General features: G+C 35.7%; 25 protein-coding genes and 1 tRNA gene. 24 read left to right on the top strand and 2 right to left on the bottom strand.

The genetic code is table 11. The features are described from left to right. The first annotated feature begins 324 nt into the window (after positions 1 to 324). The 23 genes from SHI72_RS15215 (at position 325) to SHI72_RS15105 (ending at position 23,255) form a co-directional block, all read left to right on the top strand. A complete protein-coding gene (locus SHI72_RS15215) occupies positions 325 to 1,059 on the top strand; it encodes a hypothetical protein (protein ID WP_323490526.1) in 735 nt (244 codons plus the stop codon). A gap of 314 nt (positions 1,060 to 1,373) precedes the next feature. Beyond that, complete coding sequence (locus SHI72_RS15210) at positions 1,374 to 2,246, top strand: helix-turn-helix domain-containing protein (protein ID WP_323490525.1); 873 nt, start codon at positions 1,374 to 1,376, stop codon at positions 2,244 to 2,246. Between the two features lie 96 nt (positions 2,247 to 2,342). Next, positions 2,343 to 3,023: a hypothetical protein gene (locus SHI72_RS15205; RefSeq protein WP_323490524.1), complete on the top strand. Its 681-nt coding sequence runs from the start codon at positions 2,343 to 2,345 to the stop codon at positions 3,021 to 3,023. Between the two features lie 31 nt (positions 3,024 to 3,054). After that, entirely contained in the window at positions 3,055 to 3,606 is a 552-nt protein-coding gene (locus SHI72_RS15200; protein ID WP_323490523.1) for a hypothetical protein, read from the top strand. Positions 3,607 to 3,921: 315 nt separating this feature from the next. Beyond that, entirely contained in the window at positions 3,922 to 4,401 is a 480-nt protein-coding gene (locus SHI72_RS15195; RefSeq protein ID WP_323490522.1) for a hypothetical protein, read from the top strand. A gap of 140 nt (positions 4,402 to 4,541) precedes the next feature. Beyond that, positions 4,542 to 4,880, top strand: coding sequence for a DUF4134 domain-containing protein (locus SHI72_RS15190; protein WP_323490521.1), 339 nt, complete (start codon positions 4,542 to 4,544; stop codon positions 4,878 to 4,880). A gap of 11 nt (positions 4,881 to 4,891) precedes the next feature. Further along, positions 4,892 to 5,320: a hypothetical protein gene (locus SHI72_RS15185; protein ID WP_323490520.1), complete on the top strand. Its 429-nt coding sequence runs from the start codon at positions 4,892 to 4,894 to the stop codon at positions 5,318 to 5,320. 38 nt (positions 5,321 to 5,358) lie between these two features. Then, the gene (locus tag SHI72_RS15180) at positions 5,359 to 10,929 is read left to right on the top strand and encodes a helicase-related protein (RefSeq protein WP_323490519.1); all 5,571 of its coding nucleotides are present in this window, start codon (positions 5,359 to 5,361) and stop codon (positions 10,927 to 10,929) included. After that, a complete protein-coding gene (locus SHI72_RS15175; RefSeq protein WP_323490518.1) occupies positions 10,930 to 11,256 on the top strand; it encodes a DUF4133 domain-containing protein in 327 nt (108 codons plus the stop codon). Between the two features lie 39 nt (positions 11,257 to 11,295). After that, complete coding sequence (locus SHI72_RS15170; RefSeq protein WP_323490517.1) at positions 11,296 to 13,764, top strand: TraG family conjugative transposon ATPase; 2,469 nt, start codon at positions 11,296 to 11,298, stop codon at positions 13,762 to 13,764. A gap of 10 nt (positions 13,765 to 13,774) precedes the next feature. Then, the gene (locus SHI72_RS15165) at positions 13,775 to 14,464 is read left to right on the top strand and encodes a conjugal transfer protein TraI (RefSeq protein WP_323490516.1); all 690 of its coding nucleotides are present in this window, start codon (positions 13,775 to 13,777) and stop codon (positions 14,462 to 14,464) included. A gap of 14 nt (positions 14,465 to 14,478) precedes the next feature. Further along, on the top strand, positions 14,479 to 15,108 hold the full coding sequence (locus SHI72_RS15160) for a hypothetical protein (protein ID WP_323490515.1): 630 nt from the start codon (positions 14,479 to 14,481) through the stop codon (positions 15,106 to 15,108). Continuing rightward, entirely contained in the window at positions 15,105 to 15,740 is a 636-nt protein-coding gene (locus SHI72_RS15155) for a TerB family tellurite resistance protein (RefSeq protein ID WP_323490514.1), read from the top strand. The genes SHI72_RS15160 and SHI72_RS15155 overlap by 4 nt, the downstream gene beginning before the upstream one ends. Before the next feature lie 12 nt (positions 15,741 to 15,752). Further along, positions 15,753 to 16,949: a conjugative transposon protein TraJ gene (gene traJ, locus SHI72_RS15150; RefSeq protein WP_323490513.1), complete on the top strand. Its 1,197-nt coding sequence runs from the start codon at positions 15,753 to 15,755 to the stop codon at positions 16,947 to 16,949. An 18-nt stretch (positions 16,950 to 16,967) separates the two neighbouring features. Continuing rightward, positions 16,968 to 17,588 carry a conjugative transposon protein TraK gene (gene traK, locus SHI72_RS15145; RefSeq protein WP_323490512.1) on the top strand — a complete coding sequence of 207 codons (621 nt, stop codon included), beginning with the start codon at positions 16,968 to 16,970 and terminating at the stop codon, positions 17,586 to 17,588. A 13-nt stretch (positions 17,589 to 17,601) separates the two neighbouring features. Continuing rightward, positions 17,602 to 18,096, top strand: a complete 495-nt coding sequence (locus SHI72_RS15140) for a hypothetical protein (protein ID WP_323490511.1) — start codon at positions 17,602 to 17,604, stop codon at positions 18,094 to 18,096. A 4-nt stretch (positions 18,097 to 18,100) separates the two neighbouring features. Then, positions 18,101 to 19,396 carry a conjugative transposon protein TraM gene (gene traM, locus SHI72_RS15135; RefSeq protein WP_323490510.1) on the top strand — a complete coding sequence of 432 codons (1,296 nt, stop codon included), beginning with the start codon at positions 18,101 to 18,103 and terminating at the stop codon, positions 19,394 to 19,396. Between the two features lie 18 nt (positions 19,397 to 19,414). Next, a complete protein-coding gene (gene traN / locus SHI72_RS15130; RefSeq protein WP_323490509.1) occupies positions 19,415 to 20,260 on the top strand; it encodes a conjugative transposon protein TraN in 846 nt (281 codons plus the stop codon). Positions 20,261 to 20,287: 27 nt separating this feature from the next. Beyond that, positions 20,288 to 21,091, top strand: coding sequence for a hypothetical protein (locus SHI72_RS15125; RefSeq protein WP_323490508.1), 804 nt, complete (start codon positions 20,288 to 20,290; stop codon positions 21,089 to 21,091). A gap of 25 nt (positions 21,092 to 21,116) precedes the next feature. Continuing rightward, positions 21,117 to 22,172, top strand: a complete 1,056-nt coding sequence (locus SHI72_RS15120) for a hypothetical protein (RefSeq protein ID WP_323490507.1) — start codon at positions 21,117 to 21,119, stop codon at positions 22,170 to 22,172. 13 nt (positions 22,173 to 22,185) lie between these two features. Then, the gene (locus SHI72_RS15115; RefSeq protein WP_323490506.1) at positions 22,186 to 22,482 is read left to right on the top strand and encodes a hypothetical protein; all 297 of its coding nucleotides are present in this window, start codon (positions 22,186 to 22,188) and stop codon (positions 22,480 to 22,482) included. A 28-nt stretch (positions 22,483 to 22,510) separates the two neighbouring features. Beyond that, a complete protein-coding gene (locus tag SHI72_RS15110) occupies positions 22,511 to 22,939 on the top strand; it encodes a hypothetical protein (RefSeq protein ID WP_323490505.1) in 429 nt (142 codons plus the stop codon). A gap of 34 nt (positions 22,940 to 22,973) precedes the next feature. Next, complete coding sequence (locus tag SHI72_RS15105) at positions 22,974 to 23,255, top strand: DNA-binding protein (protein WP_323490504.1); 282 nt, start codon at positions 22,974 to 22,976, stop codon at positions 23,253 to 23,255. 110 nt (positions 23,256 to 23,365) lie between these two features. Here the strand turns inward: SHI72_RS15105 and SHI72_RS15100 are convergent, their stop codons facing one another. Together SHI72_RS15100 and SHI72_RS15095 are read right to left on the bottom strand one after the other, a co-directional pair. After that, entirely contained in the window at positions 23,366 to 24,586 is a 1,221-nt protein-coding gene (locus SHI72_RS15100) for a site-specific integrase (RefSeq protein ID WP_323490503.1), read from the bottom strand. Between the two features lie 259 nt (positions 24,587 to 24,845). Continuing rightward, positions 24,846 to 24,933, bottom strand: a tRNA-Ser gene (locus SHI72_RS15095). Between the two features lie 658 nt (positions 24,934 to 25,591). Between SHI72_RS15095 and SHI72_RS15090 the strand changes: the two genes are divergently transcribed. Continuing rightward, a complete protein-coding gene (locus SHI72_RS15090) occupies positions 25,592 to 26,599 on the top strand; it encodes a terpene synthase family protein (protein ID WP_323490502.1) in 1,008 nt (335 codons plus the stop codon). Positions 26,600 to 26,678 lie beyond the last annotated feature (79 nt).

Raw genomic sequence — 26,678 nt, 5'->3', positions numbered from 1 at the left:
GATTTTCCTATACAATTTCTATTTTTTTTATGACTTAAGCCTTTAGAAATAGCGTAAGGTTTTTTTGCAACAAATTCCGTCAAATATAACATAAACTATTGATTATAAGATGTTAATTCTAAAAAAAGAGGTGTGGATTTTCCGAAAATCCATACCATTATTCTCGGAAATCCATACCTATTGTGTTGTGAAGCTGGAATGCTCCTTTTAGCTTTGTCCTGAATTCAAAAGCAAAAAAATTAGCAAGGCGCTAATTTAAAGTTCTGCTTACCCGGGTAAAATGAACTGACTCTATAAGTCAGCCACATTTAACACATCTTAATTATGAAAACAATTTCATTATGGGTAGTGATTTTATCATCGCTATTAATCTCATGTACTAATGATGAGGTGATTAATACCAACGAAAATGCATCTAAAGAAGTTGACCAAATTTCTACAGGTTTAAGTCCTACTGATGTTGCGAATCCAGTAAATCCCTATGACAAGTTAGGACAAGCTTATGAAGACATACTTACTGTTTATGAGACTTTAGACACTAATTCTGACACTACAATTCTAAGAATAAGTGAGCGGGTTAGTAAAATAGCTTTACAAAATAAAGATTTAATGAGTTTAAACATGGGAAATAACACTTCGGTTGTTAGTCCCAAAGAAATAGAACTACTCTTAAAAAACCCTATGTCCAGCTTACAGGAAACATTAGCGAAGTCCTCTATGACCATTGATGCAAAACGTTGCTTATTTGATTTCATAAACTCACTTCTTTTACAAGAGAACGAAGAATACGATATCATTTATCAACAGATCATAGCGTTCGAAATATTAGTCATCAATAATAGCACTTTCACCACTGATGATAAGAAAATAATTCTCTTGTCGTCATCCCTGGCCAAACACATTCTTCGTGTAATCAAAAAACGGAAAGATCCAGATTGGAAAACATCTATCGGAAATTTTGAGGGAGGCGTAAAAGGTCTAATTGAGAGTCCTTTTCAGGCAGTGACCACAGCAGTTGTACTAGATATTATTAAACAAAAAAATATCCTCAGCAGATGATGAGTCAAATATTTTTGATTGAAAAACAATTAATCGGCATTTTTTGTATCCTGTTAATTGTCTTCAATCTTATCAGCCTTTATTTCATCATGGACTTGCTAAGCTATGATGAAATAATTGCCTATCTCGCCGATGGTGAGTTGAAGGGTAGTAATCCGAGGAATCTTGCATTTCTTTTCTTCGGAACTACGGCTTCTAATATGTTTTTTGTCTCTGTTTTCCTTATGGTAAAGTTCTCAAACATACATGAGGCATCTATAAAGTAATGTAATTTCAAAAATAGTAAAACTGAAAACTAAACAAAGAATACTGTCTTGGCAAACATAAAATCTATATCTCTTCCGTTAGGTTTAAAAATTCACTTACTTGAAAATTCGGTACCGAAATTTTCAGTGACGGATCTTTTTAATGAAAATTATTTTTCGATTGTACTGGTTAAATCTGGTTCTGTTAACCTTCAAATTAATGAAAATAAAATTCACCTCTTTACTAATGAGATTATCACTATTCCACTGAGTAGATTCTGTAAAGTGCTATTTATAAACGAGCCATCAGAGATCTGCGTGTTGTCATTCACTTTAGAATTTGCCTATATAAATAGTTTAAAGCATCCACACATTGGGTATTTTGAGTTATATATTGCCAAATACCCATCAAAAATATCACTTAAAAATAAAGATCTTCTACATCTGCTTGATTTATTCAGATTATTATTTAGTAAAGCAAAACGGTACCGCAAACACGTATTCAAAGAAGAAACACTGATGCTAGGTTTTAATTTATTGATCTACGATCTTGCGGAGCGATATTATCAGTTTTATAAAGAATTAAATATTGATAATACCCTAAAAGAAAAAATACTACTACAGTTTTTCAGAACCCTTGAGTTAAACTATAAAAAGCAGCATGGTGTAAAATTTTATGCAGACGTGTTATGCATTACTGCTGATCATTTAACGAAAATTGTTAAGGAAAGTACACAAAAAACAGCCAAGGAATTTATTGTAGATGCAATAATATTGGAGTCAAAGTACTTACTTCAAAATCAAGACTTAACGATTATCAACATAACAGAAGAATTGCAATTTGGCAATTCTTCTTTGTTTAGCAATTTTTTTAAAAAACATACTTTCCTTTCTCCAAGTGAATATCGTTTAAGTTTAAATATACCCAATACTATGAAATAATTGTTTTGGCTGGGTTAGTAATGTTCTGCAACTATTGATTTAGAATACTGTCGATTACAAGTCGATAGCAATATTTACTAATTAAAAGTAAAAAGAATGACTCAAACCTATCTTTTAGAATGGATGGATTTAATGGTGACTTCAACCCTTGATCCCAATAAAACAGACCTTACTATGATTACTCCAGTTCAATCAAAAGAGATTATTGAAAAAGCAACTCAGCAAACATTAATTATCCAATCACAGTTTACTATCCAGGTATTTTCTCTTACTAAGGAAAAACAAATCAAAATTTTAGTTGGGAATTACTATTCCACATTGATTTTTCTTCAGGATAAAATCAGTGAAATTAATAGTGATAACACCTTTTGTACTGACAATCTAAAGGAAGTTACAACTACCTTAATTACTTGTTTGGGTGAATTAATCGCTTTCGTTGAATCTAGATTTGCAAATTACCTGAGTGCACCTTTCCAAATAACTGAAGGTAGGACAGCTAGACCTCCTACAGCAAATTATCCTTCTGGAAAAGTCTTATGCAAACTTTCAACAGATCAGACAGCCTTAATATTACGTGCCTCCGATGAACTGAAAATTCTAATGTCAAAATCGATGAACCATTTATTTAAAACAATAGTCCCGTTTTTATCGACTCCCAACAAGACAGATCTCTCTTATGATTCTATGCGTAGTAAGGCATATGTTGCCGAAGAACGGGATAAAGAGATAGCCATTGAGACGTTGGAACGCATGATTAAACAGATTAAAGAATATTAACTGAACAATAATCCATTTAAAATTTAACGACATGAAAAAACTACAGCAAATTTTAACAATGACAATCCTCCTGATAACGGTTGGATGCAATACTGAAGAATTGGACAAGGCTACAGCAGCAGAACTTATTAAAAAAGAATATCATTACCCAAAGGTAGTCGATTATGATATTTTTTGTAGTGATCCTGAGCATGCAAGAAAACTATTAAAAGGGGGATTAGAAGATAAAGGATTTGTGATTGTACAACGTACCCAAAAACTGCGGGATATAGGAAAACCATTAATAACATTTACAGAAAAAGCACAACCCTATTTCCTGCCCACTTCCCACGAGGATAAAGAACACAATATTCAAAAAGTAAAGATTGCCGATGAAGTATTTGAAAGTATAAAAGACATAACAAGTAACAGCCCTGGTGAAAAAGCAATTGTATCTTATACCACAATAAGAACTAATACTATTTTTAATTCATTATTCAATAAAGACCTAACAACAGTAAAAGAACATAAGGCCTATTTTATACGAACAAAAAACGGATGGCAAATTATGAGGAAGTCAGATTTTGAAGGTATTAATTTTTGACAGCTAGCCTGCCTAATAGTTATCTCTAACTATTAGGTATAAATTATCTTTTTTATCGATTCATTCATAATTATGCCATTTGATTAGCCTCCCACTGGGAGGCTTTTTTATTTTTTTTCATTTTTTCTATTTTTTTTTCTCCCTGATTTTACTGGGGGTCCAACGGGGTACAACCGGGGTACAACAAAAAGTTGGACTTGTAGCAGTTGATTCACTAACATTTCTTTGCCCTATAATTACGAACATCCGGATGTGAAAATAACCCAGGAATTCGGATGGTAAAGAACTAATGTAGAACGATAAAATGAGGAGCGTATGTTTACAAACATTTCATGGGGCAATTACATAGTTGTAATTGTTCTTTTATTAGCAAGCTGGTATTTATTTGTAGGATTCCGATTTTACTTTGGTGAGATCAAAGACCTTCTAAATGGCAAGCGGAGACTTCAATTCCGTACACCACAGCATACCAGTTCTTATGAACCTGATCCATTGTTGCATTCTCAGGAATCGACAGAACGTAATTCCGTACAATCTCCGTTTGGAGAATTTGACACCACATTTGAAGATGTTGATCATTTAATAGAGCGATTAAAAACTGTTATCACGGATTCAACCAAAAAGAAAATTCCAAGGCAAGAATTTATCGATTATCTCAGATCAATTCTTGTTGAATACCCCTCCATCAAAAACTCTTCTTTTAGTTCTTCTGTGAGTGAACTAATTGTTTCAGAGTGTACGAAAATCGATGCTATAGTTCTTACTCAGCAGGAAGCGGAAGCATTATGGATCTGAAAAAACTTGAACTTTTTATACGGAGGAAATGCCCTGTCCGTCCCGATGCGGTATGGCAGATGTGACAGGAAAGTGGAATTGTGACAGCGGCAGCCTCCTTCGTTTTTTACCTAATTATTTGAACTTTAAAATAATGTGTCATGAAAAAATGCGAATGGAATTTTAGAAAGTTTAACCCTCAAAAATTAGCTATTGTTGCTATAATCCTTGCACTTCTGGTATTTAATTATCAGACCTACGGTCAAGATGGTCTTGCGGGAATCAATGAAGCCAATCAACAAGTAAGAAGTTATTTCGATGCTGGTACAGATCTAATGTATGCCATAGGAGCGCTCTTAGGATTAATTGGAGCTGTCAAAGTATATCAGAAGTGGAACGCGGGAGATCCAGATACCGGGAAAGTAGCAGCAGCCTGGTTTGGAAGTTGTGTATTTCTGGTTGTAGTTGCTACCGTGATTCAATCCTTCTTTGGTATTTAAAACCAATAGATATGGAAGATCTACTCAAAGAAAAACTATGGTTCTATATCATTCATAATAATCCTGACTTAACGTTTGCCCTACAGGAAGAGTATGATGTATTGGGTTATCTCAATGAAAAAGTAAGTAGTGTAAAATCCTTACTGGAAGATATGTTATCCGAGCGTACACCTCAATATATCATCGAAGAAATTTGTCTCAACATACTTACCGAAGATCTAAAACCTTCCCGGTTTATTTATCTCCAATCTCTACTTTCTGATGAGTTTGAGACAACCTATACCGCCTTTCAGGAATCTGGTATTCTTACATATGAGGTAATCAACCTTATGGAAAGTTGCCAGCCCATTTTTGAAACTATCGGTTTTACAAAAGAAAATGAAGAAGATCCTACTTTGAGGAATGCCCTTATTGGTCAGATTGCTGACTATCTGAGTTGAGCTATTTATAGCAATATGTAGTATGAAAAGGAGTAATTATGGCGTACAATCTATCTCAAAAACTAAGCACCAACATCGAGGCGATTACCATTGCAATGCAATGGCAGCAAGGTGATGTTTTATCGGAAGAAGCTATTGCGACACTTAAGGCATATGCTGGCTTTGGAGGTATCAAAGCTGTATTATACCCTAATGGTACTGCCGAAGATTGGATTAAATCGGGAGCGACTATCGAAGACCAGAAACTACATTCAGAGATGATTCGGCTGCACGAATTACTACAGCAACACTATTCTGAAAAGGATTATAATGCGGTTGTTTCTTCGCTACGCAACAGTGTACTAACAGCATTTTACACTCCAGAGATTGTACCCAAAACTCTGTACACTGTTTTGCAAGAAGAAGACATTAGTCCCAAAAGACTATACGAACCATCAGCAGGTTCCGGTATTTTTATTACGGAAGCAGATAAGGCTTTTCCAAATTTAGAACAAATTACAGCTATCGAGAAAGACAGATTGAGCGGTTTGGTGCTTTCGGTATTAAACAGTACGCTGACAACAAAAAGTACCACTCATATCATAGGATTGGAGGAAGCACCCATAAATAATAATGGCAGTTATGATCTTGTAGTGAGTAATATTCCCTTTGGTAATTTTTCAGTTTATGACCCGGCTTATCCCGACAAAGCAATCTCCGGAAAAATTCACAATTATTTCTTTGCAAAAGGACTGGATAAACTCGCTGATGGTGGTCTTATGGCTTACATCACAACAGACGGTTTTTTAAATAGTCCTTCAAATCAGAATGTACGGGAGTATCTTTTTCAAAATGCAGATTTTGTGAGTGTGGCTGTTATGCCTGATAACCTGATGAAAGAAACAGGTAATACAGATGCTCCCAATCATTTGCTAATTGTGCAGAAAAATGAGCACAAGGAAACCTTGTCTGACGATGAAAATGAACTGCTGCAAACCGTTGAACTGGAAAATGAGTTTGGAAAATACAATACCAATAAATACCTGTACAATAGACCTGAACTTCTTATTGGAGATGAAGTTTTTGCTGGTAAAAACCAATATGGACAGGCGCATCAAAGTGTTAGACAAAGTGGCGACATTAACTCTATAGCAAATCCTCTGGCACAAAATATTAGAGGTGGACTAAAAGATAATTTCAGTTTAGAGCGTTTTGTATCAGCCCAAAAAGAAGGTGTCATTCAGCAACCTGAAATATCTGGTAAAAAATTCACCTACTTACCCATGCCGGGAAGCATAGCAAGTGGTATTTCCGTTCAGCTGGGATTGTTTGATACTGTACCAGCGGAGAATATCAACCGCGCGATGGATTATATCAATCCGCTTGATGAAACTATAGTAGATAAAAAAACGGCAAGAATACTCAGTACCATACGTACCACTGATAATCCGACACATGAAAATGTGGTACTTGTTACCGCCAAACAAAACAAGTCCAATCGGTATTGCTATAAATTATATTCTAATGTAAAAGAAATCGATGGCTTTTCAGCCAATTGGATGAATGGTGGATTATTGCCCCATGAATTATTGGGGTTGTCCAATACACTTCAGCAGTATGACCATACCTATGTATATGAAGGAGACAGAACCCTGGAATCTGCCTTTAATTTGGAAAGGCAAGTGTATGAAGAAATAGCCTCGTTCAAACCGTTTTATAAAGAAGGCACACTGGTTCGATTTGGAGAAGTCGTTGGAATTATCACTGATGTAGATGGTACCCATAAACAAGCCTTTTTTCAACCGTTACCATCACAAGGCAACCTGAAATTTTACGATTCCTATATTGTTATTCGGGATAATTATCTGGAACTATTTGAAAAAGAACAATCGGATAAAGCTGCAAGTAAAGAAGTCCGAGAAAATCTGGATAAGTATTATACCAAATTTGTTGCTCACTATGGTATTCTTAATAGCGCGGAGAATCGCAGATTAATCATGCAAGATTCCGCTTTTGGTTTCACCATTCTTTCTTCACTGGAACGCAAAGAAGGGGAACGTTATGTGAAGTCCGATATTTTAAGTGAATCTGTAATAAAACTTCAGGAACGCTATTATACAGATGATCCCGTTGAAGCACTAGCTCGTAGTCTGAATGAAAAAGGAACTGTCGATTTAGGATTTATAACCGCTGCGACTGGTCTTGAAGAAAATGAGGTTATAGAAAGTCTTAACCAACATATTTATCTAAATCCGATGCATCAGGATTGGGAGACTTCAGATTTGTATCTCAGTGGTAATGTGGTAGAAAAATTACAACAGGTTAAACAGGCGGTACAACAATATCCTGAAAACACACAGTATTATAAAGGAATGCAGGCATTGGAAAAGGTACAACCAGAACGCATCCCTTTTGAATTACTCGACTTTAACCTTGGCGAACGATGGATACCGATGCATTACTATGAAAATTTTGCTGGGCAATTATTTGATCAGGCAACTGAAATTAGTTATTTCCCATCACTAGATACCTTTAAAGTAAGTTCGGGGCATAATACCAAGATCGACAGGGAATTTGCAGTAACTCCAAAAAGTGGAAGAACTACTTACGGCTACACCATATTAGAGCATGCACTTGAAAACACGGCTCCGTTTTTTACCTATGAGGTAGACGGTCCAGCAGGTAAACCGATTCGATTACCGGACAATGAAGCCATTCAACTGGCGCATCAAAAAATCGAGAACATCCGTAATGGGTTTATTGAATGGCTTCAGGAATTGCCCATGAGTGATAAGAATGAATTAGAAAGCCTCTATAACAAAACATTCAACTGTTATGTATTACGTGAGTATGACGGAAGTCATTTGAGTTTTCCTGGTTTGGATAAAAAAGCACTTGAAATTGAAGATTTATACAGTTCTCAAAAAAATGCTGCATGGAGGATTATTCAGAACCGGGGCGCTTTAATCGATCATGAGGTTGGACTTGGTAAGACACTGACCATGATTGTGGCTGCCAATGAAATGAAGCGATTGGGAATTATCCATAAACCTGCAATACTTGCGCTACATGCCAACGTAGAACAAATTGCTACAACTTATCGCAAAGCATATCCCAATGCAAGGATTTTAGCTCCTGGGGAAAATGATTTTACTCCGGCTAAAAGAGTACGGCTGTTCCATGAAATCAAAAATAACAATTGGGATTGTATTATTCTGACGCATGATCAGTTTGGCAAAATTCCACAATCACCAGAAATACAAAAAGAGATTTTCCAAAATGAACTGGACAATGTAGAACGAGATCTTGATACAGCAAGAGATTTGGGAGGCGATATCTCCAAAAAAATATTAAAAGGTCTTGAAATACGAAAAAACAATCTCGATGGTAAACTAAAAAAAGTACTGAGTGATATAGAAGACAAGAAAGACAGTGGCATCAACTTTAAAGAAATGGGTATCGATCATCTGTTTGTAGATGAATCACACAAATTCAAGAATCTAACTTTCACTACCCGTCATGATCGTGTTGCCGGAATTGGAAATATGCAGGGAAGCCAAAAGGCGCTTAATATGTTATTTGCTGTAAGGACTCTTCAAGAGAAATTTGATTCCGATCTGTGTGTGACCTTTCTTTCGGGAACTCCTATTTCCAATAGTCTTACCGAGATGTATTTACTATTCAAATACCTGCGACCTAAAGAAATGGAACGTCAGCGTATAGAAAACTTTGATGGATGGGCATCCGTATTTGCCAGAAAAACAACTGATTTTGAATTTTCAGTCACCAACGAGATTATTGCCAAAGAGCGTTTTCGTCATTTTATTAAAGTTCCGGAACTGGCATTATTCTATAATGAGATTACGGATTATAAAACAGCAAAACATATTGATCTAGATAAACCTGAAATTGAGGAACAGCTTGTCAATATTAGCCCAACACCCCAGCAGAGCGAGTTTATTGTACAGCTTATGCAGTTTGCAAAAACCGGTAATGCAACACTTATCGGAAGAGCCCCTCTTACCAGAGAGGAAGATCGCGGAAGAATGCTAATTGCTACCAATTACGCTAAAAAAATGGCTTGCGATATGAGGCTTATAGATGAAAAGTATGCTGATCATCCCGACAATAAAGTCAATACATGTGCCAGAAATGTAGCTGAAATGTACAATGCTTCGGCTATACACAAAGGAACACAGATCGTTTTTTCAGATATCGGAACTCCTAAACCGGATGCGTTCAATATGTACGATGCGCTAAAAGAAAAACTAGTAGCAGATTTTAATATCCCTGCCCATGAAATTACCTATATCCACGACTGGACTGATAAAAAGAAAGCAGAGCTGTTCTACAAAATGAATACTGGTGAAATACGCATTTTGTTGGGCAGTACTGAAAAAGCGGGTACCGGGCTTAATGTACAAAAACGTGTGGTTGCCATGCATCATTTAGATATTCCGTGGCGACCATCGGATTTGGGGCAGCGCAATGGACGAGGTGGCAGACAAGGGAACGAAGTAGCCAAACAGCATTACAACAATAAAGTAAAGAATTTCATTTATGCCACTGAGCAGTCCTTAGACAATTACAAATTTAATCTACTCAAGAACAAACAGACTTTTATCAGTCAGATGAAAAACTGTGAACTGAATGTCAGATCTATTGATGAAGGGGCAATGGATGAGCAAAGCGGAATGAACTTTTCAGAATACATCGCAGTACTTTCAGGTGATACTTCTTTATTAGAAAAATCAAAATTGGAGAAGAAAGTAGCAGTAATGGAAAGCCTCAAAAAAGCGCATTATAAGGAAATTTCCAGAACTAAATATCAGGTTGAATATCAGCTGGAGGAAAAAGCAGTCACTTTTAAAACATTGGATAAGCTAATTACCGACGACAGCTTTTACAAAAAGAATCTAAAATATGAACCTGATGGATCTAAAGGGAATCCGATACAATTATATGATTGTAAAGTAACCGATCCCGAGAATATTGGCAAGCAAATTATCGAACTCTATAAACACTGGAAACCTCCTGAAGGAGAAAATGAATGCAAACAGATTGGGAAATTATATGATTTTGGACTCTATATCAAAAGAGAACGCGAAGCCTATCAAAATGATGGTTTGTATGAGTACCGCTACTCCAACAGTTTTTATGCACAACGTTTAGAGGATGGGATTAAATATACTTTCAATGGCGGGACTCCGAATGTGGACAATCCAAAACTGGCAGCCCGTCATTTTCTAAATGCTATTGACCGGGTGGAACACCTCAGGGAAAAGTACCAAAAGTCCCTGAATGAAATTGAAAATCAGTTGCCGGAATTGCAAAAATTAAGTACAAAAGCTTTTAGCAAAGAGCATGAGTTGCAACAAATGAAAAGCGACCTCTCCAGTTTGGAAAGAGAAATAGCCTTAAAAATTCAGGAGAACCAACTCAAACAAAGCAATCCACTAGATAGCAATAGCAATGAACAAACGGTAGAATCTGGAGTAGAATCAGTAATTCAGTTACCGGTACAGAATAATGAAGAATCAAAACACTCTACTACGACAGAAAGTGATAGTGCTAAATGGCAGCATCGGACATTTTCCGAAATAAGACGTAGCAACAGGATGAAATTTTAAATGTATAGTATGTCAAATAGTGTATATCAGATTAATAAAGGAATTAACCAGAGTATAGAATTTCGTGGTCTTAAAGCACAATACATATGGTATCTGGGAGGTGGTGTTATTGTTCTTATGATTCTTTTTGCGGGAATGTATATAGCGGGATTACCCTCATTTGTCTGCATAGGAATTATCGGAATATCAGGTACGCTATTGGTTTTGAAAATCTATAAAATGAGTCACAAATATGGGGAATTTGGTATGATGAAGTCGCTTGCAAAACGGCAGGTACCAAAGGCTGTAAAATCTCAAAGCAGAAAGGTATTTATGATGCAGAAGTGAAACTTGCTCAAATGAAATGGGTGGTAAATAAAGATGAAGATGGAAAAGATGATAGATGATATTTTACCGATTATGGATGTAGAGCACGATTGCATCCTGTCCAAACAAGGAGATGTAACGGTCGTATTCAAGGCGGAACTACCTGAGATATTTACTTTATCGGATCAGGAATATGAGGCATTCCATCAGACATGGCTCAAGGCTATAAAGTTACTTCCAAAATTTAGCGTGTTTCACAAACAAGACTGGTTTATAGACAGTAAGTTCCAACCAGATTTTATCAGTGGAGACAATAGTTTTCTTACCCGAAGCAGCGAACGTTTTTTTAACGAGCGTCCATTTTTGGATCATTCCTGCTACATATTCCTTACTAAAAAACCACTCGGAAGAAAAACATCAAGTTCATTATTTTCTAATTTACTTCGCACTACAATAGTGCCGGAAGAAACTATGAAAGAGCAACTGCGTCAGGAATTCATTGATAGTACCGGACAGTTCCGACGCATATTGGAAGATAGCGGCTTTGTGAAATTAACTCGTCTTAAAGATGATGAACTCAGAAGCCATAACAGGAAGATTGGTCTTATCGAACGGTATTGCTTTTTGTCTGAAAAGCAGAACTCCTTTATTTTTAAAGACATTGCTTTCAATGATGGTTTACAGGTTGGAGATAAACATTGCCAGATATATAGCCTAGGAGATGCTGCCGACTTACCTGCTCTGTGTGGTTCGAGAATTAACTACGATCGTTATTCTACGGATAAGACCAAATTTAGCATTGGATTTGCTTCAACACTAGGTCAATTGCTTTCTTGCAACCACATTTACAATCAGTATATCTTCATTGAAGATTTTCAAAAGACTTTACAAAAACTGGAAAGTAAAAGACTACGGTTACAGTCCTTGTCCGCATACAGCAGAGAGAATCTTATCGCTCGTGACGCCACTAATGATTTTTTGAATGAAGCGTTTAGTCAGCAGCGTTTACCAGTCAAAGCACATTTTAATGTTTTGGTATGGACTCAGGATAAAGAAGAGCTGAAAGATCTTAAGAATAAAGTTTCTTCTGCACTAGCTCAGATGGATGCTGCCGCTAAACAAGAAACCGTAGGTGCTGCACAGATTTTCTGGGCAGGTATTCCGGGAAACTCAGCAGACTTTCCTATGAACGATACTTTCGACACATTCGCAGAACAAGCGACCTGTTTCCTGAATATGGAAACTGGTTATCGTTCTTCACTTAGTCCAATTGGTATTCGATTAGGTGACCGCTTAACTGGGAAACCTGTACATGTGGATATTAGTGATGAGCCTGTAAAAATGGGTATTTGCACCAATCGTAATAAGTTCATATTGGGTCCTTCGGGAAGCGGAAAGTCTTTTTTTACCAATCACATGGTCAGAAGTTATTATGAACAGGGAACTCATGTTGTTTTGGTCGATGTGGGACACAGTTACAAAGGATTGTGTGATATGGTAGGTGGTTATTATTTTACCTATGATGAAAAGAACCCAATCCGGTTTAATCCTTTCTATATCAGTGATGGGGATACGTTGGATACTGAAAAAAAAGAAAGTATCAAAACGCTATTGCTTGCTTTATGGAAGAAAGACAACGAAACATTCAATAGAAGTGAATATGTAGCACTATCCAATGCATTGCAATTGTACTATGAAAAACTGGATAGTGATTCCAATTTATTTCCATGCTTCAATACTTTTTATGATTTCCTGAAGGATGATTTTGTAAAAATCCTGGAGGGTGACAACGTAAAAGAAAAAGATTTTGATGTGAATAATTTCCTGTATGTACTGCGTCCATATTACAAAGGAGGTGAATTTGACTACCTGCTTAATGCTACCGAAAATCTCGATTTATTAAAAGAACGTTTTATTGTTTTTGAGTTAGATAACATTAAGGATCATCCGATACTTTTTCCAGTAGTCACTATTATCATCATGGAAGTTTTTATAAGCAAAATGCGCAAGCTCAAAGGAATCCGAAAAATGATATTGATTGAAGAAGCCTGGAAAGCCATTGCCAAGGAAGGAATGGCAGAATATATTCGGTACTTATTCAAGACTGTGCGTAAATTCTTTGGTGAAGCCATTGTAGTCACTCAGGAAGTAGAAGATATTATTTCATCACCTGTAGTAAAACAGGCTATCATCAACAATAGCGACTGCAAGATACTACTGGATCAAAGTAAGTACCAAAATAAGTTTGAGCAAATTCAGGAATTACTTGGGCTTACCGAAAAAGAAAAAGCACTTGTCCTTTCCGTAAACAAGGCAAATGATCCCGACAAAAAGTATAAGGAAGTGTTTATCTCTTTAGGTGGAATGCTTTCTAAAGTTTATCGTACTGAAGTATCCCTTGAAGAATACTTAGCCTACACTACCGAGGAAACCGAAAAAGTAAAAGTGCAGGCATACGCCAAAAAATTTGATGGCGACATCCGAAAAGGTATTGCAGCACTGGCAATAGATATGAGAAATGGAATTTAAATGAAACATTATGAAAACAAAGAGTAAGATTTTGGTATGCCTGCTTTGCCTGTTGCTGGTAGGCACACCCGCAAGACCAGCGGAAACGGTTGCTGCCTTACCTATTATTGGTGCTATAAAGACAGTCATCAAAAAAGCAATTAAGGCGATTGACCTTCGGATTCAGCGTTTACAGAACAAAACAATCTGGCTACAGAATGCACAGAAAAAATTGGAAACTGTCTTATCCAAACTGAAACTCGATGAGATTTCTGATTGGACACAAAAACAAAAAGACCTATACAAGAATTACTATGATGAACTGATAAAAGTCAAATCTATCATTACCTATTACCAGCGTATTAGAGATATTAGTGAGAAACAGGTTCGTTTGGTAGCTGAGTATGAAAGAGCATGGGACTTGTTTCAAAAGGATGCTCATTTCAATAGCTCCGAACTGGATTATATGCAAAGGGTCTATTCCGGCATATTGAATGAAAGTTTAAAAAATATAGATCAGATTTTTTTAGTGCTTGATTCTTTTACCACCCAGATGAGTGATGCTAAAAGGTTGGAAATTATAAATAGTGCTGCGGATCAGATTGACACCAACTATGATGACCTCATGCAATTCAACAGACAGAATGTATTGCTGAGCATCCAGAGAGCCAAAACACAACGTGATGTAAATGCGGCTAAGAAATTTTACGGCATACCGTAATAAAACGATAAAAGATGAAAAAGATATTTTTAGTGCTGCTTTTTGCAGCAGTTACAATAGGAAACCTGTATGCGCAGGCAAGTCAACAAAAAGTAATGTTCCAACAAATTGCAGCTCTTAAAATGTATATAGGCTATGCACAAAAGGGGTATTCAGTGGCAAGAAATGGGCTAAATGCTATCGGGGACTTCAAACGAGGAGAACTTAATCTTCATGCCGATTATTTTACTTCGTTGGCTCATGTTAACCCCAAAATTAAAAAGTACACGAGAGTTACAGAAATTATAGCACTTCAGGTAAAAATCCTGAAAAGCTATAATCGGATTTATGGGCAGGTCCAACAGGATGATTTGTTTCATGGAGATGAAGTGGATTATATAAAAAGAGTATTTGAACGCCTGATAGAAAACTGCGATGACAACATGGACAATCTTTTGACAATTATAACCGATGGAGACCTTGAAATGAAAGACGATGAGCGAATCAAATGCATCGACGGGATTTACCAAAATATGCTAGAGAATCTAATTTTTTGTGAAGGTTTTAGCAATCAAACAAGGGTGCTGACTATATCAAGAATGAAGGAATTAAATGATGTAAAAACCAGCCGCTCATTAGGCGGTTTTAAAACTGTTCTACCATGAAAAAATTAGTTATTACCGGAATTGTATCTGTTGTTTTTTTATTCCCGGTTCGAGCGACTGCGCAAATGCAGGAAATGCAGCAACTTATCCTGAACATAGAAAAACTGGCACAATTCAGACAGATCCTCAAGGATATGAAAAAAGGTTATGAAATGCTGACTGGTGGTTACAACACCGTGAAAGATTTATCTCAGGGAAATTTTAACCTTCATGAAACATTTCTTGATGCGCTCATGCAGGTAAGTCCAACGGTACGGAACTACAAGCGTGTTGGGGATATCGTTAATTATCAGGTGATTTTGGTAAAGGAATATAAAACAGCATTTGAACGCTTCAGAAACAATGGCAATTTTAATCCTGATGAGATTGCCTATCTCGAAAAAGTCTATGCAAATCTATTTAAACAAAGTCTTAGGAATATTGACGAACTCACCACAGTGATTACCGCTAATAAAATGCGCATGTCAGATGATGAGCGATTGGCTTCAATTGATAAAATTTATACGGATATGCAGGATAAGTTATTGTTTCTAAGAAACTTCAACAATACTACTTCAGTCCTGGCTATACAGCGAGCAAAGCAGCGTAATGATGTAAATGCAATGCGTCACATCTACAAAGTAAATAACTAAAAGCTACTTATTATGATAAATAGAAAGAAGGGGGCAATATTTGCCATCCTAGGATTCACATTGCCCTTTACGAGCCACGCACAAGGGATGGCAGATGATATGAATAGTCTTCATAGTGTCTTGGAACAATTGTATGATGAGATGATGCCTTTATGTAGTAACCTTTTGGGAGTTGGACAGGGAATTGCAGGTTTTGGAGCTATCTGGTATATCGCATCCAGGGTTTGGAGACATATTGCCAGTGCAGAGCCTATCGACTTCTACCCACTGTTTCGTCCTTTTGTGATTGGATTTTGCATTATGATTTTTCCTTCTGTATTGTATATGATTAATGGCGTTATGAAACCTACTGTTACAGCGACAGCTGCTATGGTTGATGGGTCAAACAAAGCCATTGAACGATTATTGAAAGAAAAAGAAGAAGCACTTAAAGACACTGATCCGTGGAAAATGTATGTTGGTTCTACAGGATCAGGGGATCAGGAAAAGTGGTTTAAATATACCAATGATGATGCTGATCCAAGCAGTCAGGGAATGTTGGAGGGTATTGGAAACGATATCAAGTTTGCCATGTCAAAAGCTTCTTACAACTTTCGAAATTCTGTAAAAGAGTGGCTGAGCGAGGTCTTACGAGTTTTATTTGAAGCTGCTTCCCTTTGTATTGATACCCTTCGAACTTTTCAATTGGTAGTACTTTCTATTCTTGGGCCGCTGGTCTTTGGTATTGCTGTCTTTGATGGTTTTCAGCACACCCTTACGGTCTGGCTGGCCCGTTACATTAATATCTACTTATGGCTTCCTGTTGCCAATATATTTGGCAGTATCATCGGAAAAATTCAGGAAAACATGCTCAAAATTGACATAGCGCAGGTTGATCAGTACGGTGATACCTTCTTTTCCAGTATTGATATTGCCTATTTAGTATTTATGATTATTGGGATTGTTGGATATTTTACTGTCCCTTCAGTTGCCAATTATATTGTTCATGCCGGTGGTGGCGGCGCACTGGGTCAAAAAGTGACCAGCATTTTCAGTAATTCAACAACGTCCGTGGTTAATACGGCATCTCAAGGTGCAGGCATGGTTGTCGATGCGATGGGTAATGCAGCAGGACGTATGTCTCAAAGTATGTCAGGTTCGGGTAATTCTGCTCCTTATTTTAAAGATAAGGATAGCTATATGGGTGATAAATTAAAAGGCAATTCTTAATTCCTAAATACAAATATCATGTTTAGCAAAATGAAAAATATTGACACTGCTTTTCGACATGTTCGAGGCTTTACTATGCTGGTAATTAGCGGCTGCATTATAATTTGTTGTTTTTCACTTTATAAAAGTTTCAGTTTAGTATCACAAATGCAGGACAAAGTATATATACTGGCTAATGGAAAAGCACTGGAAGCCTATGCTTCTGATCGAAAAGACAATATACCTATCGAGGCACGAGATCATGTAAAGACCTTTCACAAATTATTCTTTACTCTTGATCCTGATGATAAAGTAATTAAAAGTAATGTTACCAAATCCCTTTATTTGGCGGACGAAAGTGCCAAACGAATCTATTATGATCTAAAAGAAAATGGCTATTACTCCGGTATCATATCAGGAAATATCAGTCAGACTATACAGATTGATAGTGTGACTATTGACATCAATATTTATCCATACAGATTCCGATGTTATGCTTCTCAGAAAATTATTCGTACAACGAGCATTGCACATCGAAACCTGATAACCGAAGGTAATCTTCGCAATGTATCACGAAGCGACAACAATCCTCACGGTTTTTTAATAGAGCGATGGAATACTATTGAAAATCGAGATTTAAGTACGGAAAACAGAAAATAATAAATTCCTGATTATGAAATTCAACTTTAAAAGAAATAGCAAAAAGAATCCTACTATAGAAGATATTAAAAGTAATCTGTGGCAACGATTTGATGAAGCAAATCTTAGACTGCAACATAAGTGTGCTAATTGGCTAGAGCGCAAGACCTCACATTTTTCACGGCTGAACTGGATTATAATCCTCTTTTGTTTTACAATCGGCACCGGTGCTTGTAGCATTTATTTGATTGTGAATAGTATCACTGGTGATGCAATTAAGAATGTCTCTGTAACACCGATTAATAAACCAACAAACGCGGTAGCATTCGAGCATGAAACTATGAAGGTAAATCCGGTAATCAGTACAACCGAATTTGAAAATATTATTCTCTTGCGCAGGCATATAGATAGTCTGGGGCGCAGTCCGACAGGAAAAAAGACCTACGACAGCATAGTCAGATTTCGTCCTGGTCTTTTGGACAGTCTCCAACTGGTAGAGCAATATTATCAATCACAATTAAAAAAATAATATCATGGAACAAAAAACAAAATCACTAAAAGTGCTGAAACAGCGTAAAATGCTCTTGGTATTGCCATTATTGATACTGCCATTTATAACTACTATATTTTGGGCATTGGGCGGTGGAAAGATGGATGCTGCCAATTTAGCGACACCGCAACAAAGAGGTTTTAATATAAAACTTCCTAATGCCAATCTTAAAAAAGGTATTGCCCTGGATAAGATGAATTATTACGATCAGGCAGCTCTTGATTCCGCGAAACTTGATGAACTTATAAAAAAAGATCCCAACTATTTAAGTCAATCTTTTCCAACTGATTCTACTGAGGATGGTAATGAATCCGACTACAAAAAAGGTCGAACTGGTTTGAATACATCAGTATATCATGACTCGAACGAACAAAAAGTACATCAAAAATTGGAAGCATTACAAAAAGCAATAAATGCACCGGTGGCGCCTCCAGTACAAAATAGAGATTTAAATAGGTATGCAAAATCAAGTGAACCTTCAATACATTCCGGTGATGTAGACCGATTAGAACAGATGATGCAATCCATGAATAGCCAAACCAGCGATCAGGATCCTGAAATGCAACAACTCAGTGGAATGCTCGAAAGCATACTGGATATCCAGCATCCTGACAGGGTTCAGGAAAAATTAAGGAAAGCTTCAGAACAGCAACGGGGTCAGGTATTTGCGATTGCCACTAAAACCAAAGAAGATAACATTTCTTCATTGCAAAACACCCCAGCAAAAACGGCAACTTTCGGTGGAAAAGCTACACATAATGGATTTTATTCCTTTGATCAAGCCGAAACTACTGATCACGTACAAAATGCGGTTGAAGCTGTCATTCACCAAACACAGACGATTGTCAATGGTGCTACAATTAAATTGCGTCTTGTCAATGATATCTTTATCAATGGTATACAGATCCCAAAAGATAACTTCCTTTTTGGCACCGCATCTCTAAAAGGAGAAAGACTGGCAATTAAGATCAATAGTATTAGGTATAACAACTCTCTTTTCCCAGTTGATTTATCAGTTTACGACATGGATGGACTCTCTGGAATTTATATACCGGGAGCTATCAATCGCGATGTTGCCAAAGCATCTGCTGACCGCTCCATGCAAACTCTTGGTGTTGCCTCACTTGATGATTCCTGGGGATCTCAAGCTGCTGGCGCTGGTATTGAAGCTGCCAAAAGTCTCCTGAGTAAAAAAGTAAAACTAATCAAAGTAGTTGTAAAGGCAGGTTATCAGGTACTACTTCGTGACGAAAAACAGAAACAAAAAGATTCCAACTAAAAACTAAAAATTAATATTATGAAAAATTTTAATCTATGGATGATCGGGTATGTATTCCTTATCGCTATTAGTGCATTTGCACAACAATCAACTAAAAATGGTCTTTCTAAAATTGAGTCCGATTCATTATTGATCGCCTATTCAAAAACTACCAACATCGTATTTCCTTTTGCAATTAAAAGCGTAGACAAGGGAAGTCAGGACATATTGGTACAAAAAGCAAAAGGGCTTGAAAACATTCTTCAGATCAAGGCAGCCCAAAGGGGATTTTTCCAGACCAACCTTACAGTGGTCACAGCCGACGGGAAACTCTATTCTTTCGTATTGAATTACGACGAGCAGTCACCACAATTGAATCTCACTTTAAACAAAAGTAAACCCAAAGAACAAGAGATTTACTTTTCTGAAGAGAATATCAATGATCAGGATGTTGAGCAGTATTCCAAATTGGCTTATTATGATAAGAAAAAAGTATACGGTGAAAGAGAAAGTAAATATGATATTGCATTTGCACTCAATGGAATTTTTATTCGCGATGATGTCATGTATTATAGGATAAATGTTACGAACACTTCTAAAATCAATTACGACATTGATCAATTACGTTTCTATATTAGGGACACTAAAAAGGTCAAGAGAACTGCCTCACAGGAGATCGAAATTACGCCACTTTATGTTCTTAATAATGAACCAAAAATAGAAGGAGAAGCGGAAAATACATTTGTATTTGCCTTGCCAAAATTTACAATTCCTGAGAAAAAATACCTTGCCATACAACTTATGGAAAAAAATGGTGGCAGGCATTTGGAACTTCATGTCAATAATACAAAGCTGGTCAAGGTAACTGTATTGCCAAAATTGTAAACTATTAATCATTTAAAGAATGTAATCATGAACGAGAAAAATTTTGAATACTTAAAAGACCAAGTTAAGTACACCGGTTTCGGTGAAGGATTGGAAAGCGAGTTAAAGGAAAAGATGCAAAAAGAAGAACCAAATTTCACTTTGAATTATACGGCGAAGTACGGCGATGATACTACTGAGGCAACATTAAATTTCAAGAAGTCGAACGAAAGTGATATGTATTTCTTTAACTCTTACAAAGTGGAGCTTCATAAAGAAGACTCTAAAGAGGCTTTAGAACAAACTTTTTATATCAACAAAGGGAGCAACATCACTATGAAGGAAGCGTACAATCTTTTGGAAGGAAGAGCTGTAAATAAAGATCTTACCAACAAAGAAGGGGAACTATACAATTCTTGGTTGCAGCTCGACTTTAAACAGGCTGATACCAATGGAAACTTTAAATTGAACCAATACCATCAGAATTACGGTTATGATCTTGAAGCAACTTTAGCTAAGCATTCTATCAAAGAACTGGAAAATCCGAAGTACAAAGAAGACTTAATGGATTCTATGAAAAAGGGAAATCTCCAATCCGCAACATTTTTGAAAGATGGAAATGAAATCAAACAATACATCGAAGCCAGTCCACAATTCAAGACTATCAATGTGTATGATACAAACATGAATCGTATCGACAATCGCCATGCTAAAGAGGAAAAACAATCTGAAGGTGAAGAAGTTTCTGTAAAACAAAATAGCAGAAAACAAAATCAAAGCACGGATGATGACGGCCCTGAAGTACCTAAGGAAGCAAAGAAAAAGAGGAAAAGCCAATCCAGTTCTATTTAGTAGATAATCAATAAAATTCTGAGTAATGAAAGATCAAATTCCTAATAACAGAGTGGAGATGGAATTAAACCAATGGCGCTCAAGGGAAGAACGTTTCAGCAAACTATTTAATTTCAGTCTTTCAAAAAATAGAGCACTACTTAAAGAAAAGTTATATCACTACGAACGTATTGCTACAAAATATAAGGGAACCAATAATATTGAAGAACGGATCGCTTTACAGCTTCTAAGGCAGGAAAAAAACAAGATACTAAAACAGCTTTATCCGAACTTATTAGTGCGTCTTATTCGTAAGCTGGTCGTTGCACCACTCATAGATCAAATTGCAGTTCGGAAAGAGGCTAAAGAAGAGGAACAAAATAACCAAGCGCTGCATCAGCAGGTGCAGCGTATTGGTTTTACTAATCTCTCGAGTGTAATTGATCAAAACGTGCGACAGGGACACCCAGAGTTCAGTATACCAGTTTCGTACTACGTTAATGAAAAAGAAAGGCTTAATCATGAGTTGTCTTTTAGAAAAGATGAATCTGGAAAGTATCAATTTGAAAGCTATAAAACTACTTTACAAAATGAATTAAAACCGGATCAAAATAGACAACAGTTCTTTAAAATGCAGGAAGGAAATTCTGTGACCACAACACAAGCTTATAATCTACTTGCCGGGAGAGCCATTGAGAAAGAAGGAACTTGGATTCAGCTGGATCTTAATGACAAGGATTCCTTTGGCAATCATCGTTTCAAAGAATTTCACTCAGGATACGGATACAATCTTCAAAAAGCAATAGAGCAGTTACCAGTAAAGGAACTTTTGAATAGAACGGAATCAGATAAATTACTGGATAATTTAAAACAAGGAAACAGGCAATGCGTGACCTTAACAAAAAACGGAAACGAACATCGGTTTTATATCGAAGCCAATCCGCAATTTAAATCTGTAAATATTTATGATGAGAATGCCAAAAAGATTACACTAGCAAGTGCTTTAGGAAACAATACAATGGAAAGCGTAAAGGAACTGCAAAAGACAAATGAAACTCAACAAGAAACTCATTCCAAACGTACTGGTATGCATATAAGCTAAAAATTCTGCTCCAATGGAAACTTTAAAACCTTTATCCGATTTCTTTGAAGCCATAAAAAAAGATGAGCGAATTAGTATCGTCCATATTGGTATGTATGCTGCTCTTCTTCAATTTAGAGTTGATAAAGGTTTTATTAATCCCATTTTGGTATACCGATCTGAAATTATAGCTATTGCTAAAATCTACTCTCCCAAAACGTATCATAAATGTATGCGACAATTAAATGAGTACGGCTATATAAAGTATGAGCCAACACGCAATAAGTATAAGAGGAGTAAAATATATTTCCTTTCTCGCTCCAATAAGTAGAAGTGAAAATTGCAAAAGTGACAATACTATGAAAAAATTCACATTTGAAGAGCTTCCCGAAGCTGTTGCAGACTTGTATGGAAAAATGGAGGGAATGGAACGTTTTTTTGATAACAGTTCAAGCAAAAAGGGATTATCATTCAATCATTTAACAAAGGAAAAATGTTGTACTTACTTAAACAAAAGTGATTTAGCACAACTTTTCTATATTCTCATGGATGAAAAAATTTTCTTTTTTGATGACCATAATCAGAAACGCAACAGAAATAAAATTCAGGTTTTTATAGAGGACAATTTTACATATGCTGGAGATGGCGGACTTCAAACTGACATCGATACGATAAGTAAACAGTTTTCTGAAGCAAAAGGTTTTACCTATAAAGACAAACAGATCAGATTCCTTGAAAATATTATCGGTACACTTCAAAAACGTCGAGAGAAACTAATTTGTTGGTAGCCTATATCATTACAAAAACTAAAAACTATCGTTTATGTCTAAAGAAACAAAAACTTCTTATATCGTAGCAATTAAGCAATTACTGGATCCTTTATATGCCAGACTGGAAAAAATAGATTCTAAAATTAAAGGGAACGATACCAAGCAGACCTTACGATATTATAGAAATGAAGATCTAAAAAAAATCTTCAGACTGTCAAACAATACTATTATTAAGTACCGGCAAACAGGTATATTACCCTATACCAAAATGGGTGATATCTTCTTATATGAAGCCAGTAAAATAGAAAAGATTCTGAATGAGAATAGGCATTAAGAATAAGTAACATGTGATTACCCATAAAGACACAGAAAAAAGGCAAGTGATTCAGTTATGAATTACTTGCCTTTTGTATTAAATAACTTCATGTAACCCTTCCTTGCAAATTAACTATACTTCTGTTTTAATTTTGACATATCTTCCATCACGTTAACATCCAAAACCTTAGCGTAATGCTGCGTCTGCTTAATGTTTGTATGTCCCATCATAGCAGAAACATTCTCTATCCTAACTCCATTACCTAATGTCACTGTTGTTGCAAATGTATGTCTGGCTACATACCACGTAAGATGTTTATCGATGCCACAAAGGTCAGCTATCTCTTTAAGATAGGCATTCATCTTCTGATTTGATATCTGCGGTATTAATCCAATTTGCAGATTTCGATATTTATTAATAATTGTCTGGGTGGGGGGAAGAACAGGAACATTTGCCCGAATTGCTGTTTTTGCTCGATAGGTTATTATCCAAAGATTGCCATAACTATCTTCCGATATGTTATTTGATGTAAGATTCGCAGCATCTACCGGAGCATACCCCGTATAACAACTAAACAGAAAAACATCTTTAACTAGCTCTAGTCGTTTAATTGAGAAATTTTTACTTTCAATTCGATCTAATTCTTCTTGAGTAAGAAATATAGCGTCAGTCACATATATTTTACCATCATAAACACTAAATGGATCTTTATCTATTAACCCCATTCTAACACTGTATTTACAGGCTGTTTTATACATTCTAATGTATTTCACTACAGAATTGTTTTGGATGCCTATCTTGCCTTTAAAATGACTATCGTATTTAAGAAATGATTCAAGATTATAAACATAGGAATTGGTCACGTCATTTAAAGACATATCCGTCATTCCATACTGTTTCGTCATGAAAGACACCAGTAAATCTTTTGCACGCTCATATTTTTGGTGAGATGCGATAGATCGTTCACCTGCATCGACCTTTCTTTGAAAGAACTCATTGTGTCTTTCCATGATTTCTACTATGCTAATGTCGTTCGCCTTTGTAGTGCTTTTTCCCTTAAATTCATTCTTAAGCAATTGTAGAGAAAACTCTGGATCAATTTTAAGCAGATGATTAAATTTCTTTTCCAAATTCAAAAGAAAAATATCCATAGTGCTTTTGATTACCTTTTCTTTTTCAAGTTTAAGAACACATCTTAAGTTGTCGGTAAATTGCCATCTGTCTTTTAAGATTGATTTACCTGTTGCCAATGTAATAGATTGCTTCTTGAATGAGATGCGGGCGTAAATGGGAGATTCTCCCTTTTTGTTAAACTTACCTGATTTTAGATAAAAAATTACTTTTAACATAACTCACGATTTTAAATTAATAATCAAATTGATTTAAAAGCGCTGAAAGTTTGTAGTGTTTTTAAGGAATTCCCGAGGAATCCATTGTTTTTTAGTGACCCTTTTTCCACTTTTTTCGTGAAAAAAAATAGGGTCACCTATAGGGTCACCGTGCTTTGATAATATATGTGTTCTTTGACAAAGTACAAAAAACAAAAAAGCCTTTAAATACTAGTATTTAAAGGCTTTTGACTCTTAAAGTTTCTTTTGAAACTTCGTCTGGCGGAGAAAGAGGGATTCGAACCCCCGGACCTGTTACAGTCAACAGTTTTCAAGACTGCCGCATTCGACCGCTCTGCCATTTCTCCAGTATGTCGCTTTCATTTCCTGATTGCGAGTGCAAATATAAGACGCTTTTTTGATTATAACTAATCGAATTTCCAAATACAATAAAATTAAATCGTTTGCCAGAATTTAAGCAATCTAAAAATCATGTGAAGTAGTAAAATTTTATCAATCTAAAAGTAATAAGTTCAACATCAAATTTATGTTTAAAAGACTAAGAGACTGAACCATATCTAAAACCTGTGGATAAATTTTTTTTTTGATTTAAATAATTTACATGAATATAGTGCTTCAAATATTTTTGCATTAAACATCTATTTTCAATGAAAAAAAAATAATTTCACATTAAATATTTTTTTAAATTATCATATCTAATTAATTCAAAATCAAATAATTACAAATTACACAAATTTTAGCACTCTGGAGCTGATCTGCAATAAATTTAAATATCCTTTCACAACTTTGTCTCCCTCTCATCATGCAACAATTATAAAAAATCAATGAATTCACAGAGTATCTCTGGCTTTATTGAGCTAAGAATTATCACAGTTTATGCTCCACTTTACACGAATGATTAGCATTGGAAACTGAGCTGAAGCATAAGAAAAACTAGAACAAATATAATTTCATTAATTTTCTTTAGACCCTGTATAAATTCTAATCTTTTAAAAAATCATTTTTATGCAAAACAACACGCTCCCAAATCCTTCTTTTTTTGAACAACTCCGAAAAATCACTCGGAATGAAATTAAAAGTTATGATCCTTCATTTGAAGATCCTGTTGAAGTTATACTGACTGAATATTTCAAAATAAATCCATATCATCTCCCTTTAAGGAGCAGATTTATGAAATGGTTTAAACAGTATGAAAAAACAAGTCCACGATGTCACGAAGACTTGGTATATGTTCCAATATATTTCTTCCCAACAAGCAAAAATTATGATAAACTATTTTTAAACTTTGTTTTAACAGTAACCCTTATCGATATAGATGATTCCTCCCAAGGTGATAAAAATTTTATGACAGATTTCGCAATCAAATGTCTAAAAACATTAAATCCTGATCCGACGTTACCTACAAGTATCCTCGAATTTATAAAAGCAATGATCGGATTTCTATCTGGAGTAGATGATTATTTAAAAAAATATTATCTATTGATCATGGTCGAGTTTTTTGAAGGCTGTCAGACTGAACACAAAGTAGACAGATGGTCACAATCTTTTGATGAATACCTTGAAAATCGCAGAGACGTAATTCTCTTGAGAATGTACACATATGCAATATGGATAATAGAGGACAGGTTTGACCGTAAGGAATTTGATTTGGTATTCGATATTATGCGTGATGTTGATGAATGGGGCGTAATGATGAATGACCATCTTTCCGTTTGGAAGGAAATAGAAGAAGAAGATCCTGGCAACTGGATTCTTATCAAGTGTAAGCAAACAGGAGAAACTTTTAATGATGTTTATACTGAGCAATTTAAACAAACGTTGGATAAAACATATGTTTTAATGAATAAGCTCCAAATGGTTGACTTAGCAAATAATACTGATATTGGTAAAAATATACTCCATTTCGTGGCTGGAATATATATATATGGAATAAGTATAGTAAACGATACCAAGTTAGGTATAGTTAATGTGGATCAAGAACAAAACCTGGGGAGGAATGTCAAAATAAAATAAGAACTTTGTAATCTAAGAATTTGAGATGACTCCTATAGACCTTTTAAAATTTATGCTGCCTGATTTTTTAGTAGAACAC

Origin of the sequence: Flavobacterium sp. PL02 (assembly GCF_035013205.1) — a bacterium.
Classification (GTDB): domain Bacteria; phylum Bacteroidota; class Bacteroidia; order Flavobacteriales; family Flavobacteriaceae; genus Flavobacterium.
This window is presented reverse-complemented; position numbering and strand designations above follow the sequence as displayed.

Coding starts and splice junctions, on each gene's coding strand:
- SHI72_RS15185 (WP_323490520.1), top strand. CDS start 4,892: ATGGAAGATCTACTCAAAGAAAAACTATGGTTCTATATCATTCATAAT.
- SHI72_RS15160 (WP_323490515.1), top strand. CDS start 14,479: ATGAAAAAGATATTTTTAGTGCTGCTTTTTGCAGCAGTTACAATAGGA.
- SHI72_RS15100 (WP_323490503.1), bottom strand. CDS start 24,586: ATGTTAAAAGTAATTTTTTATCTAAAATCAGGTAAGTTTAACAAAAAG.
- SHI72_RS15115 (WP_323490506.1), top strand. CDS start 22,186: ATGGAAACTTTAAAACCTTTATCCGATTTCTTTGAAGCCATAAAAAAA.
- traJ (WP_323490513.1), top strand. CDS start 15,753: ATGATAAATAGAAAGAAGGGGGCAATATTTGCCATCCTAGGATTCACA.
- SHI72_RS15205 (WP_323490524.1), top strand. CDS start 2,343: ATGACTCAAACCTATCTTTTAGAATGGATGGATTTAATGGTGACTTCA.
- SHI72_RS15125 (WP_323490508.1), top strand. CDS start 20,288: ATGAACGAGAAAAATTTTGAATACTTAAAAGACCAAGTTAAGTACACC.
- traN (WP_323490509.1), top strand. CDS start 19,415: ATGAAAAATTTTAATCTATGGATGATCGGGTATGTATTCCTTATCGCT.
- SHI72_RS15110 (WP_323490505.1), top strand. CDS start 22,511: ATGAAAAAATTCACATTTGAAGAGCTTCCCGAAGCTGTTGCAGACTTG.
- SHI72_RS15180 (WP_323490519.1), top strand. CDS start 5,359: ATGGCGTACAATCTATCTCAAAAACTAAGCACCAACATCGAGGCGATT.
- SHI72_RS15165 (WP_323490516.1), top strand. CDS start 13,775: ATGAAAACAAAGAGTAAGATTTTGGTATGCCTGCTTTGCCTGTTGCTG.
- SHI72_RS15105 (WP_323490504.1), top strand. CDS start 22,974: ATGTCTAAAGAAACAAAAACTTCTTATATCGTAGCAATTAAGCAATTA.
- SHI72_RS15140 (WP_323490511.1), top strand. CDS start 17,602: ATGAAATTCAACTTTAAAAGAAATAGCAAAAAGAATCCTACTATAGAA.
- SHI72_RS15190 (WP_323490521.1), top strand. CDS start 4,542: ATGAAAAAATGCGAATGGAATTTTAGAAAGTTTAACCCTCAAAAATTA.
- SHI72_RS15090 (WP_323490502.1), top strand. CDS start 25,592: ATGCAAAACAACACGCTCCCAAATCCTTCTTTTTTTGAACAACTCCGA.
- SHI72_RS15155 (WP_323490514.1), top strand. CDS start 15,105: ATGAAAAAATTAGTTATTACCGGAATTGTATCTGTTGTTTTTTTATTC.
- SHI72_RS15200 (WP_323490523.1), top strand. CDS start 3,055: ATGAAAAAACTACAGCAAATTTTAACAATGACAATCCTCCTGATAACG.
- traK (WP_323490512.1), top strand. CDS start 16,968: ATGTTTAGCAAAATGAAAAATATTGACACTGCTTTTCGACATGTTCGA.
- SHI72_RS15215 (WP_323490526.1), top strand. CDS start 325: ATGAAAACAATTTCATTATGGGTAGTGATTTTATCATCGCTATTAATC.
- SHI72_RS15120 (WP_323490507.1), top strand. CDS start 21,117: ATGAAAGATCAAATTCCTAATAACAGAGTGGAGATGGAATTAAACCAA.
- traM (WP_323490510.1), top strand. CDS start 18,101: ATGGAACAAAAAACAAAATCACTAAAAGTGCTGAAACAGCGTAAAATG.
- SHI72_RS15175 (WP_323490518.1), top strand. CDS start 10,930: ATGTATAGTATGTCAAATAGTGTATATCAGATTAATAAAGGAATTAAC.
- SHI72_RS15195 (WP_323490522.1), top strand. CDS start 3,922: ATGTTTACAAACATTTCATGGGGCAATTACATAGTTGTAATTGTTCTT.
- SHI72_RS15170 (WP_323490517.1), top strand. CDS start 11,296: ATGGAAAAGATGATAGATGATATTTTACCGATTATGGATGTAGAGCAC.